The sequence below is a fragment of the Amycolatopsis sp. NPDC051372 genome, assembly GCF_040682095.1.
GTDB lineage: Bacteria > Actinomycetota > Actinomycetes > Mycobacteriales > Pseudonocardiaceae > Amycolatopsis.
Genome location: NZ_JBFBAF010000008.1, coordinates 202961 through 215134, shown reverse-complemented (window position 1 = coordinate 215134; position 12174 = coordinate 202961). Strand labels below are relative to the sequence as shown.

The following is a 12174-nucleotide window of genomic DNA, read 5'->3' as shown; positions in this document are numbered from 1 at the left end:
GCCATGGCCATGCCGTTGCGTCAGTCCGTGCGACTGGGCGGTTATCTGATGAAGCAGAAGCTGCTGCGCAAGGAAAAGTTCCCGCTGCTGGTCGAGCTTGAGCCGCTGTTCGCCTGCAACCTCAAGTGCGCCGGCTGCGGCAAGATCGCGCAACCCCACACCCTGCTCAAGCAGCGCATGCCAGTGGAGCAGGCCGTGGGCGCCATCGAGGAGAGCGGCGCGCCGATGGTGTCCATCGCCGGCGGTGAGCCGCTGATGCACCCGAAGATCGACGAGATCGTGCGGCAGCTGCTCGACCGGCGCAAGATCGTGTTCCTCTGCACCAACGCCCTGCTGCTGCACAAGCACATCCACAAGTTCAAGCCCCACCACAACTTCGCGTGGATGGTGCACATCGACGGCCTCGAAGACCGCCACGACGCGTCGGTGCGCAAGGAGGGCGGGTTCGCCGCGGCCGTCGAGGCGATCAAGCTCGCCAAGGAAAAGGGCTTCCGGGTCATGACGAACACGACGTTCTTCGACGGGGACACCGCCGAAGACGTCGTCGACGTGCTCAACTTCCTCAACGACCTGGGCGTCGACAACATGCAGATTTCGCCCGCGTACGCCTACGAGAAGGCCCCGGACCAGGAACACTGGCTCGGCGTGCAGCAGACCCGCGAGCTCTTCACGAAGGCCTTCGGCGGCGGCAACCGCAAACGCTGGCGCCTCAACCACTCCCCCGTGTTCCTCGACTTCCTCGAAGGCAAGCGCGACCTGGAGTGCACCCCGTGGGGCATCCCGTCCTACTCGCTGCTCGGCTGGCAGCGCCCGTGCTACCTCCTCGACGACGGCTACGCGAAGACCTACAAGGAACTCATCGAGGACACCGACTGGGACGCCTTCGGCCGCGGCAAGGACCCTCGGTGCGACAACTGCATGGCGCACTGTGGTTACGAGCCGACCGCGGTGATCGCCACGCTGGGCTCACTGAAGGAGTCGGTGCGGGCGGCTGTGGGGCACTGAGGTTTTGCTCTTGGGGAAAGCCGCAGGTCCTGGGGACTTGCGGCTTTCTTCTTGTTCGCTTGGCCTTTACTCGCCGAAGGTGAAGAGGATCTTGCCTCGGCGGCCAGGAGTCAGGGAGTGCGCGAAGGCTGCCTCGTAGTCCTCCAGCCGATACGTCGCCTCGACCGGCGCCGTCAGCTCGCCGGTGGCCACCAGATCGGCCAAGTCGGAGTACAAGGTGGTCACCTCGGCGGCCGTGGCGGTGCGGAGCCAGTTCATCAGCCAGAAGCCCGTGAGGGTGATCCCGCGGAAGACGAGGTCCGCCGGGGAGATCCGTGGGGCGCCTTCGGGGAAGGCGTAGGTGACGACGGTGCCGCCGTCTTCGAGGGCGCGGGTGAGGTCCTTGACGACCGGGCCGCCGGTGGCGTCGAGGATCAGGGACAGCCGCTCGCCGGCCAGGGCGGATTTCAGGGAGGCGCGGAAGTTGTCGTCGGCGACGACGGCCTGGTCGCCGCCCGCGGAGAGGACTTCGGCGGCCGCGGCAGGGCTGCGGACGACGTTGAGGGTGCGCAGGCCGGCTCGGCGCGCGAGGGTGATCAAATAGCGGCCCATGGCGGAGTTCGCGGCAGTCTGGGCGATCCACGAACCCGGCTCCAGCGGGCCGTGCAGGCGCAGCAGTTGATAGGCCGTGGCGGGGTTGACGGCGAGCATGGACAGCTGCAGGACGTCGGCGTCCTCGCGGATCGGCAGCACGTTTCGGCGCGGGAGCACCACTTTGTCCGCCCACAGGCCCTGTTCCATGGTCGGGAGGATGAGCACGCGCTTGCCCACCAGGCCGGCATCGCCCGCCACGACCCGGCCCACGCCCTCCGCGCCGAGGGGCGCGGGCAGCGCCGGGCGGACGCCGTAGAGGCCGCGCATCAGCAGGAAGTCCGCGGGGTTGAGCGGGGCGGCGAGCATCTCGACCACAACGTCGTCCGGCCCGGGCTTCGGAGCCGGGGCGTCGTCGAGGCGGACGGAGGTGGCGGGGTCACCGAACTCGGTCAACAGAAGGCGGGCCATCGGGGAAGTCCTTTCAGGGAAGTCGGCAGCAGGAACGGATCAGTGCGAACCCGCGGACGGCGGATCACCAGGAGCGACCCCGCCCTCGGAACCGGCCGAACCCGCCCCGCTGGCGGCAACAGCAGCACCCGGCGCGTCGTCAGAAGCGACAGCCTCGGAAACCGCCAACCCCGGCGCGCCCTCACCCCCGGCCAGCCCCGCCAGAACCAGCGCCGCCCCCAGTGGACGGTGGTTCACCACGATTTCGTCGATCTCGCCGCGTTCGTCGAAGTGGAAGGTGCCGGTGCCGAAGATGGTGTGGCCGCGGACCTGGGCCGTGTACTCCTCCACCTGCCGGTCCCCGGCGTCGAGGCGCCAGCGGACCGTCATGCCCGAGTAGCACGCCCCCACGGCGCGGACCTGCGTCTTCACGGCCTCCGGGCCCTGGAGTACGCCGTCGAGGATGGTGCCGGCGAGGCGGACGCCGGGTGACAAGCGGGAGAAGAACCAGGGATCGGCCACCCCCGAAGGCTATGACAACCGTCATAATTGTCAAGCGCAGGAGAAACACCCGACTCGACGACGGCTCTATCGGGCCAGCAGATCGTGCAGCGCCGCGCCGACGACGGCCGCGCCCGAGTGGGTCATGATCGTGGCCGCGTGGTCGGCGCCGGTGATGCGCCGGGGGCGGCGCAGGGAGGGCACGGCGGCACGGAAACCGGCCAGAGCCTCGTCGCTGTACGCGGGCGGCATGCCCGCCCCCGAGCTCCACTCGGCGCACACCAGCTCGGTCGGTACGGTGATCTCCTGCCAGCGTGACTCGCCGAAGAACACGTCGGTCGCGTCGGCCAGCACGGCTTCCCGGCTGAGGAAGACGCGGCCGTCGGACAGGTCGTGGTCGAGGCAGTCGCGCAGGAGCGGGTCGGCGGCGTCGAGCAAGGGGTTGGCGCGCGTGAAATAGGCCAAGTACTCTTCGACGTCCGCCCAGCGCCGCGAGACGCGCTCCAGCTGCGGGGCGAACGCGGCGGGCACCGTCTCGGGCGTGAGGCCCGACGGCACGGCCATCGGGAGCCCGCCGTCGACCAGCACGAGCCCGCGGACACGGTCCGGCCGGCGCGTGGCGAGCTCCACCGCGACGAACCCGCCCAGGGACATCCCGCACACGTCGACCACCGGGTGGCCCAGCGCGTCGAGCACCCGTAACAGGTCCGAAGCGTGCTGCCGCAACGAAGACGGGCCGGCGACCGCGAAGCTGCCCGCGCGCCCACGCAGGTCCGGCATCACCAGCGACAGGTCCGGCGCCTCGGCCCGCAGCCAGTTCCACAACCGCCGGTTGCCGGTCACCCCGTGAACGGCGAGCACCGGCGTCGAAGCCCCGGCCACCACCTCCACGGCCAGCGCTCCGCCCTCGACCGGCACCGACACCGTCCTCGCGTCATCCACCATGAGGACACCGTAACGACCCAGGACCACTGTGGACAGTCACGTCACGGGCCGATCGGCTCCCAATCCCGGTGGTGGTCCGACCACCACTGCGCGATGTCGAGCCGCCGCAGGAAGCGGACACCCGGCTGCTCCGTGGCATATCGGACGAAATCCCGCACGGCCGCCGCGCGCCCGGCCTGACCGCTCCACCGCGGGTGCAGCCCGACGGTCATCATCCGCGCCCCGAAGCCGTCGTCGGCTTCCTCGCACAGGTAGTCGAGCGCGAGCCGCAGGCTCTCGAAGAACTGCGCCGGCGAGCCGTAGGTCGGACTCAGCAGGTAGCGGGTGTCGTTGTAAACCTTGGAATACGGCACGATCAGCAGCCCGAGCTCCGAAAAGTACGGCAGCTCGTCGTTGCACGGATCCGAATCGTAGAGAAACCCGCCCTCCTCCACGAGCAGGTCGAGCGTGTGCTCGCTCGGGAACGACCGCACGTACCACCCGCGCGGCCGCTGGCCCGTCGTCCGCTCCAGCGACGCGATCGCGCGGTGCAGGTGGTCGCGCTCCTCGTCGACGGACATCCGCGCGTAGTCGAGCCAGCGGTAGCCGTGGCCGATCACGTCGTGGCCGCGTTCGCGGATCCACTCCGCGACGGCCGGGTTGCGCTCCAGCGCCACCGCGCACGCGCCGACGCTCACCGGCACCGAGTACCGGTCGAAGATCCGCGCCAGCCGCCAGATGCCGACGCGGCTGCCGAACTCGTAGTGCGTCTCGGTGCCGAAGTCACGCACCTCGGGCCCGACCTCGTAGGCGTACTCGCCCCAGCCGTCGTTGCGGCCGTCGCCGTCGGGGATCGAGTACTCGGCCCCCTCCTCGTAGTTCACGACGACGTTCACCACGACCTTGGCGTCGCCGGGCCAGCGCACGCGCGGCGGGTACCGGCCGTAGCCGACGAAGTCACGCGAGGACGCGGTGGCCGGGTCACGGGGTTCGGGCACCAACCCAGCGTGGCACGGCCGCCGTGGCGCGGCAGGGTCAGTGCGGCGGGAGCTTCGTGGCCAGCAGGTCCACCGGTGTGATCGTGGGCGGCACGGCGAATAGCTCGTCGCCGCGCAACTCGATCTGCCGGCGGACCTCACCCTGGAGGTGGGCTTCGCGGTCCTCGTCGGTCTCGAACGCGTCGAAGATCCGGAACGACGACGGCCCGAGGCGGAAGCTGAACCAGGCCAAGGTGCCCGGTTCGGCGTCCACAAGGGACTTGGCGGCAGTCAGGAACTGCGCCACGTCGTCCTCCTTCCCGAGCTTCGCTTCGAACTCGATGAAAAATCCGTACGCCGGCATGGTTTTCCTCCTCACCGGGGCCACCGTGGCCCGCTCTTCGACGCTAGCTGGCGGGAACCGTGGCCGACGCTCGAATCCCGCCAAATCGAGCCTCACCCGGCGCCGGGTTCGTCACGACGCGGCCGGAGTGGCGCGAAAGGTGGCCCGGTAGCTGCCCGCCGTGGTGCCGACCTGGCGTTCGAAGTGGCGGCGCAGCGTCTCCGCGGACCCGAACCCCACCATCGCGGCGATCTCCGAGATCCGGTGGTCCGTCGTCTCCAGCAGCACCTTGGCGGCCGCCACGCGCTCGCGGTTGATCCAGTCGAACACCGTCATCCCGGTGGCCCGCCGGAACTTCCGCACCAGGCTCCGCTCGCTCAGGTGCACCTGCGAGGCCAGCCCGGCCAGCGTCAACGGCTCGTGCAGGTGCTCTCGCAGCCACGCCAGGAACGAACCGAGCGCCGGCTCCCCCGCGATCCGGATGGAGTCCTTCACGAACTGCGCCTGCCCACCCGGCCGCCGCGGCGCCGTCACCAGCAGCCGCCCGACATCCCCCGCGTAAGCCTGGCCCAGATCCTCGGCCAGCAGGTGCAACGCGAGGTCCGTCGCCGAGAAGATCCCACCCGACGTGTGCACCCTGCCGTCGTCCACGTACAGGCAGCCTGGCTCCAGCTTGACCTGCGGGAACTCCCGGCAGAACTCCTCGGTGAACAGCCAGTGCGTGGTCGCCCGGCGCCCGTCCAGCAACCCGGCCCGGGCCAGCAGGAACGCACCCCCGCAGAACGACACCATGCGCGCGCCGGCCTCCGCCGCGCCCCGCAACGCCCGCACCACGGACCGCGGCCGCTCCGCCAGCGGCTCCTCGACGCCCGGCACCATCACCGTGTCGGCCGTCAGCAGCGTCTCCAGCGGCGCGAGCTCCCCGAAGTCCACGCCCGAAGACAGCACCTGGCGCGGCTCCTCGCCGCAGAGCACCACCTCGTACGCACTGCCGACATCGCCGGTCAGCTCGGCGATCGCCGCCATCCGCGGCCCGAACACCTGGTGCACCACCGTGACCTCCAGCGCCACGGAATCGGGCACGACCAGCACCGCGATCACGTGCTTGGCACGGCCGCGCGAGGTGACGGGCGTCTTGGCGGGGTGCATCACTGCTCCTGATCCGGCGGATGCCCAGGGGGCCGGGGCCTCGCCGCCGAGCGGGGTCACAACCGGACCGCTTCGAGCACGGCGTCCACGAACGCGCGCGGCTTCTCCTGGGGCAGGTTGTGCCCCGCCCCGGGCACGCGGTGGTGCACGCGCGGGCCGGTGAAATGTTTCGCCGACGCCGTGCCGTCGGTCGCCGGGAAGCTGCCGTCGGCGAGCCCGTCGAGCGTCACCGCCGGCACTGTGATCGGTGGCTGCGCCAGCAGCCGCGCCTCGAGGCCGGCGTAACGAGGATCGCCCGGCGCCGCGCCCTGGCGCACGCGGTAGTTGTGGATGACGACGTCCACGTAGTCCGGATTGTCCATCGCGGCGGCCGCGATGTCGAGGTCGGCGCTCGTGAAGCGCCACTGCGGCGAGTTGCGCCGCCACACCACTTCCGCCAGGTCACGCCGCGAACGTGTCAGCGCCGTGCGGCCGCGATCGGTCAAGAAGAAGTAGAAGTACCAGTGCGCTGATTCGGTGCCGGGCGCGTCCGGGGAGGACGCGAGCACGCCCGGGTCCAGGTTCTGGATCAGGTAGCTGTTGACCGACACCAGCCGGCGGCACCGCCCCGGCCACAGCGCCGCGGCGACGTCGAGGGCGCGCCCGCCCCAGTCGTAGCCGCCGAACACCGCGCGTTCGACGCCGAGCGCGTCGAGGAACGCGATCAGGTCGGCGCCGAGCGCGGCCTGCTGGCCGGAACGCATCGTCGTGGCGTCGCGGAAGCGGGTGGCGCCGTGGCCACGCAGGTACGGCACGAGCACGCGGTAGCCGCGGCGCGCGAGCGCGGGCGCGACCTCGGCGTAGGCGTGCGGGCTGTACGGCCAGCCGTGGCCGAGCAGCACCACGTCGCCGCGGGCCGGGCCGACCTCGTGGTAGGCGAGGTCGAGCAGGTCGGTGCGCACGTGGCGGACCGGACCCAGCCCGGAGGCCACGGCCGAGACGGCCGAGGCCTCCGCGGAGAAGGCCGGGAGCGAGGCGACGACCGCCCCCGCTCCCACGGCCTTCCCGAACGCCCGCCGGGAGATCATGGTGTGCTCCTCGTCGGTCGGGCGCACCGTCAGGCGACGGTGGCGACAGTGGCGTCGATGGTGACCTCGACGTTGCCCCGGGTCGCCTTCGAATACGGGCAGATCTGGTGCGCGGCGTGGCCCAGCTCTTCGGCGGTCGTCTGGTCCACACCGGACACTTCGAGGTGCAGGGCGGCGCTGAGCCAGAAGTCGGCCGACTCGTTGTGGAGGGTGATGTCGGCGACCACGGCGAGGTCGGCGAGCTTCACCTTCTTCTGCGCGGCAACGATCTTCACCGCGCCGAGGAAACACGACGCCCAGCCGGCGCCGAGCAGCTGCTCCGGGTTGGTCGCGCCGCCGTTGCCGCCGAGCTCCTTCGGGATGGCGAGGGTGACGTCGAGCGAACCGTCGGCGGCGGTGGCGCGCCCGCCGTTGCGGCCCTCGCCGGTGGCGGTGACAACCGCGGTGTAGGTGGTTTCAGTCATGGCAACTGTCCTTTCTCGACAGAACTTCGGGGTCAGGCGGCGGTGCGGGCTTGCGCGAGCAGTACGTCGCGCAGGATTTCGAGCTGGCCGTGGTGCTGGACGAGGTCGGCGCACAGGTGCAGCAGTGCGCCGCCGGCGTCGAGCGGGTCGCCGAGGCCGGCCAGAGCGGCGGGCACGGTCGCGTGCGGATCCGCGCGGGTCACGTCCTTCTTCAGCTGGCGCACGGTCGTGCGCACGCGGTCGAGCAGCGGCGCGACCGGGCCGGCGGCGGTGAACTCGGCGTCGCGGTCGCGGTGGGCGGCGCGGCCGGAGACGACCTCGCCGGCCCAGTAGGCCGTGGCGCCGAGACAGTGGTTGAGCACCGCGAACGGCGTGTTGGCACCGGGCAGCTCGAGGCGGGTGTTGGCCAGGTCGTCGCCGAGCTGCTCGACGACCGCGGCCATGCCGGTCAGCGCGCGGGTGACGACGTGCAGGTACTGGCCGGTGGTGATCACAGGTACTCCCCAGCCACGTAAACGGGCGCCAGGGTGCCGGTGAGCGAACCCAAGACGGCGAGCAGATTCCGCAGGACGAGCAGAAGCGAGACAGTCGGATCCATCGAAGGCGAGACCTTTCCGGACGGGGGCCGCCAACGCGGTTTCCGCGGGGCCCGGTGGCGATGCCGAAACTCTCGCACGCGTATTCGTCACCAGTCAAGAAGGTTACACATTTTGCCGCAAATTCCAGTTAAATTGCTTTTACCGGTTAGCGATTGTTGCGTTCTTTTTCGTCACCTGTCAGACTGGTGCAATGGAGCACGCCTTCCCCTGCGGGAACCCGGCACTCGACTTCGTCGGGACCCTGCGCGCCCGGCGCAACGCCGAACCCCTGGAGAAGCTCGGTTCACCGCGCAACCTCGACGCGTGGTTCCGCGAGTCGGGCGTCACCGACACGGACCCGGGGAGCCGGCCGCAGGACGTGACCGCCGCGATCGAGCTGCGCGAGGCGATCTACGCGCTGGTCGCGGCGCGGCTGACCCACCACGAGCCCGACCTGCGGGCGATGGACGTGGTCAACGAGTTCGCGGCGCATCCTTCGACCGTTCCGCAGCTGGCACCGGAGGGTCGCCGGCTCGAAGCGACCCCCGCGCAGGCGCTGTCGTCGGTGGCTCGCGAGGCCGTGGAGATCCTCGGCGGCCCGGACGCCGACCTGCTCAAGGAGTGCGGCCGGCCCGAGTGCACCCAGGTCTACCTCGACCGCTCCCGCGGGTCGCGGCGCGAGTGGTGCGCCATGGCGACCTGCGGGAACAAGATGAAGGCCGCCGCCTACCGGGCGCGCCAGCGCGGCAACCCGCCCCTGTCCCCGTCGCGACAGGTCGGCTGACCCACTCCCCGGCACGACCAGGCCGGTGAAGGCATTCCGCCTTCACCGGCCTTTTTCGTGTCTCAAGTCATAACCATTTTGACGGGTTACGAATAGCCGCTAAGCTACGAGCAATTCATCTCCGGGGAGAAACCATGCTCACTCTTGTGCTCGCCGGTCTGCTCGCGGGCGCGGTCACGAGCATTTCGCCGTGCGTGCTGCCGGTCCTGCCCGTGGTCCTCACGGCCGGGTCGCGTCGGCCCGTGCGCGTGGTTGCCGGGCTCGTGGCGAGCTTCAGCCTCGCGACGCTGTTCGGTTCACTCGTGCTCAGCGCGTTCCACCTGCCACAGGACCTGCTGCGCGACGCCGGGATCGCGGTCCTCACCCTGCTCGGGCTGGGCCTGGTCTCGCGGCGCGTCGGCGAGCTGCTGGAACGGCCGTTCGCGCACCTTCGCGGACGCGCGGCCGACCCGGACTCGGGCGGGTTCACCGTCGGCCTCGCTCTCGGCCTCGTCTACGTGCCGTGCGCGGGCCCGGTGCTCGCGACCATCGCCGTGCTGGGCGCGACGCACCGGATCGGGTTCGGCGCGCTGGGCCTCACGGCGGCGTTCGGCGTCGGGGCCGGGATCCCGCTGCTCGCGCTCGCGCTGGCCGGCGACGCGCTGACCCGCCGCGTCCGGTCCCTGCGCACCCGAGCCCGGGCGATCCGCGTGACCACCGGCGTCGCGCTGCTGGCGGTCGCGGCGGCCACGGCGTTCGACCTCACCGCCGGCCTGCAGCGCGCGGTGCCCGACTACACCGCGGCGCTGCAGAAGTCGTTCGAGGCCGGCACTTCCGCGACCGCGAACCTGCACGAGCTCGCCGCCGCGCCCGAGCCCACGGGCATCACCGCGTGGCTCAACACCCCCGGCGGGCGGCCGTTGACGCTCGCGAGCCGGCACGGGAAGGTCGTGCTCGTCACGTTCTGGACCTACAGCTGCGTGAACTGCCTGCGCGCCATGCCGCACTACGAAAGCTGGTACCGCACCTATCGCGATTCAGGGCTCGTGGTGCTCGGCGTGCACACGCCGGAGTTCGCGTTCGAGCACGAGCCCGCCAACGTCGCCGCCCAGGTGGAGGCACTCGGCGTCGACTACCCCGTGGCGATCGACAACGACTACGCCACCTGGAACGCCTACGGCAACCAGTACTGGCCCGCCTCCTACCTCGTCGACGCCTCCGGCCAGGTCCGCGGCTCCCACTTCGGCGAAGGCGCCTACGCGGACACCGAACAGCAGCTCCGCGGCCTCCTCACCGACGCGGGCGCCGGTCCCCTGCCGCCGCCCACCGACGTCCCCGACCGGACCCCGGTGCAAGCCGCCACGCCGGAGACCTACCTCGGCCCGGCCAACGCGCCCCTCGACATCACCGGCGACCAGCCACCACCGGGCCGGACCCGCACGCTGCGCTTCCCCGCCGCCGTCGCCTCCGACACGTTCGCCCTGGACGGCACCTGGACCGCGTCGGGCGAGTCCCTCACCGCGGGCCCGGCCGCGCGCCTGCGCCTGAACTTCCGTGCCCGTGCCGTCCACCTCGTCCTCGCCGGCACGGGCACGCTCATCGTCGATCTCGACGGCACCCACACGACAGTGGCGGCTTCGGGCGTGCCGAAGCTCTACACCCTGGTTTCCGGCCCGGCCGCCCGCCATTCGACGCTGACACTGTCGCTCACCCCGGGACTTCAGGCGTACGACTTCACGTTCGACTGAGCCGACTGAACGAGCCGAACCATCCGACCACAGTGGACGGTCAGTGCCCCCGCAACGGCAGCTTCGTGATCTTCCCCGTCGGCCCCTTCGGCAGCTCGTCGACGATCCGCACCCGGCGCGGGTACTTGTACGCGGCGATCCGTTCCTTCGCCCACGCCACGATCTCCTCCGGTTCCGCCGACGCACCCGCCTTCAGAGAGACCACGGCGACGATCTCCTCGCCCAGCCGCTCGTCCGGTTCTCCGATCACCGCGGCCTCCCCGACAGCCGGATGCCGGTAGAGGAGTTCCTCCACCTCACGCGGGTACACGTTGTACCCGCCGCGGATCACGAGGTCCTTCTTGCGGTCCACGACGAACACGAACCCGTCCTCGTCGACGTAACCGAGGTCCCCGGTGTGGAACCACCCACCCCGGAACGCTTCGGCGGTTTCGGCAGGCCGCTTGTAGTAGCCCTTCGTGATGTTGTGCCCGCGCAGCACGATCTCGCCCACGTGGTCGGCACCGGCAGGCAGGGGCCGGTCCTGCGCGTCGACGATGCGCAGCTGTACGCCCCAGATCGGCTTGCCGATGGAGAGCACCTTGCGGTCGGCGGCGCCCGGGTTCACCGTGGTCGTCGACGCGGACTCGGACAGGCCGTAGCCCTCCAGCACGGGGATGCCGTACTTCTGTTCGAACGCCAGCAGCACCTGCTCCGGGATCGCGGCGCCGCCGGAGCTGCCGATGCGCAGGCTGCTCGTGTCGTACGCGGAGCTGTCGGCGACGGCCAGCGCGTGGTACATCGTGGGCACGCCGGCCATGATCGTCACGCGGTCGCGCTCGATGGCCTCCAGCACCGCCTTCGGCTCGAACCGCCGGACGACCGACACCGTGCGCGCGTGGCGGGCTGCGGAGTTGAGGATGCTGGACAAGCCGTAGACGTGGAAGAACGGCAGCACCGCGAGCACCACGTCCTCGGGCTCCGTGCCGAACGTCTGGCCGCCGATCGTGCACGTCATGTACAGCGAGAAATGCGACAGCTCGGCGCCTTTCGGACGTCCGGTGGTGCCGCTCGTGTACAGCAGCACGGCGGTGTCGTCGGCCGCGCCGGGGTACAGGTCGCCGTCGTCCTCGGCGTCGAGCAGCTCGGCGAACCCGACCGCACCGGCGGGCCACCCGTCCGGCCCGCCCACGACGACCGCGGTCACCTCCGGCACCTCGGCGAGCGCCTTCGCTACCTCGCCGGCCAGCGCCGTGTCGGCGATGAGCAGCCGCGAATCGGAGTCGGCCAGGTGGTAGGCGATCTCGTCGGCCTTGAGCAGCGGGTTCAGCGGGACAATTGTGAGCCCGGCCTTGAGGATCCCGAAGTACGCGAACACAAACTCGGGCACATTGGCCAGCTGCACGGCGATCTTGTCGCCCGGCGCGAAACCCCGCGCGCGCAACGCCGCCGCGACCCGGCCGGACGCCTCGTCCACCGCGGCGTAGGAGTGGATTCCACCCGGAAAACGCAGAAAGTCCTTTTCCGGCTGGGCGAGCGCGGACTCGTGCAAGATCGTGGCCAGGTTGAAGCTCACACTACCTCCGAACCTCGTTCTGCCCGCGGCGCGCGTGAGCAGAGAACTCCGTTGTCGACCCAGGCCGGTCGAGCCCAGGC

General features: G+C 70.7%; 13 protein-coding genes. 3 read left to right on the top strand and 10 right to left on the bottom strand.

Annotated elements, in window-relative coordinates:
- Window positions 1-3: 3 nt before the first annotated feature.
- Window positions 4-1005: an adenosyl-hopene transferase HpnH gene (hpnH, locus tag AB0M56_RS14980; RefSeq protein WP_364175517.1), complete on the top strand. Its 1002-nt coding sequence runs from the start codon at window positions 4-6 to the stop codon at window positions 1003-1005.
- A 66-nt stretch (window positions 1006-1071) separates the two neighbouring features.
- Here hpnH and AB0M56_RS14975 read toward each other — a convergent pair whose 3' ends face one another.
- From AB0M56_RS14975 to AB0M56_RS14935, 9 genes are all read right to left on the bottom strand, one after another.
- Window positions 1072-2046, bottom strand: a complete 975-nt coding sequence (locus tag AB0M56_RS14975; protein ID WP_364175514.1) for a zinc-dependent alcohol dehydrogenase family protein — start codon at window positions 2044-2046, stop codon at window positions 1072-1074.
- Between the two features lie 39 nt (window positions 2047-2085).
- Entirely contained in the window at window positions 2086-2547 is a 462-nt protein-coding gene (locus AB0M56_RS14970; RefSeq protein WP_364175512.1) for a hypothetical protein, read from the bottom strand.
- 66 nt (window positions 2548-2613) lie between these two features.
- Window positions 2614-3471, bottom strand: a complete 858-nt coding sequence (locus tag AB0M56_RS14965) for an alpha/beta hydrolase (RefSeq protein WP_364175509.1) — start codon at window positions 3469-3471, stop codon at window positions 2614-2616.
- 41 nt (window positions 3472-3512) lie between these two features.
- Window positions 3513-4448, bottom strand: a complete 936-nt coding sequence (locus AB0M56_RS14960) for a polysaccharide deacetylase family protein (RefSeq protein ID WP_364175507.1) — start codon at window positions 4446-4448, stop codon at window positions 3513-3515.
- 37 nt (window positions 4449-4485) lie between these two features.
- The gene (locus tag AB0M56_RS14955) at window positions 4486-4791 is read right to left on the bottom strand and encodes an antibiotic biosynthesis monooxygenase (RefSeq protein ID WP_364175504.1); all 306 of its coding nucleotides are present in this window, start codon (window positions 4789-4791) and stop codon (window positions 4486-4488) included.
- Window positions 4792-4902: 111 nt separating this feature from the next.
- On the bottom strand, window positions 4903-5919 hold the full coding sequence (locus AB0M56_RS14950) for a helix-turn-helix domain-containing protein (protein ID WP_364175501.1): 1017 nt from the start codon (window positions 5917-5919) through the stop codon (window positions 4903-4905).
- A 56-nt stretch (window positions 5920-5975) separates the two neighbouring features.
- Window positions 5976-6986: an alpha/beta hydrolase gene (locus AB0M56_RS14945; RefSeq protein ID WP_364175498.1), complete on the bottom strand. Its 1011-nt coding sequence runs from the start codon at window positions 6984-6986 to the stop codon at window positions 5976-5978.
- Window positions 6987-7015: 29 nt separating this feature from the next.
- Window positions 7016-7450, bottom strand: a complete 435-nt coding sequence (locus AB0M56_RS14940) for an Ohr family peroxiredoxin (RefSeq protein WP_364175495.1) — start codon at window positions 7448-7450, stop codon at window positions 7016-7018.
- A 32-nt stretch (window positions 7451-7482) separates the two neighbouring features.
- Complete coding sequence (locus AB0M56_RS14935) at window positions 7483-7944, bottom strand: DUF664 domain-containing protein (RefSeq protein WP_364175493.1); 462 nt, start codon at window positions 7942-7944, stop codon at window positions 7483-7485.
- 295 nt (window positions 7945-8239) lie between these two features.
- Here AB0M56_RS14935 and AB0M56_RS14930 point away from each other — a divergent pair, with 295 nt between their 5' ends.
- Together AB0M56_RS14930 and AB0M56_RS14925 are read left to right on the top strand one after the other, a co-directional pair.
- Entirely contained in the window at window positions 8240-8812 is a 573-nt protein-coding gene (locus AB0M56_RS14930; RefSeq protein WP_364175490.1) for an ABATE domain-containing protein, read from the top strand.
- Between the two features lie 134 nt (window positions 8813-8946).
- Window positions 8947-10539: a cytochrome c biogenesis protein DipZ gene (locus AB0M56_RS14925; protein ID WP_364175487.1), complete on the top strand. Its 1593-nt coding sequence runs from the start codon at window positions 8947-8949 to the stop codon at window positions 10537-10539.
- Between the two features lie 40 nt (window positions 10540-10579).
- Here AB0M56_RS14925 and AB0M56_RS14920 read toward each other — a convergent pair whose 3' ends face one another.
- The gene (locus tag AB0M56_RS14920; RefSeq protein WP_364175484.1) at window positions 10580-12094 is read right to left on the bottom strand and encodes a long-chain fatty acid--CoA ligase; all 1515 of its coding nucleotides are present in this window, start codon (window positions 12092-12094) and stop codon (window positions 10580-10582) included.
- Window positions 12095-12174: the final 80 nt, after the last annotated feature.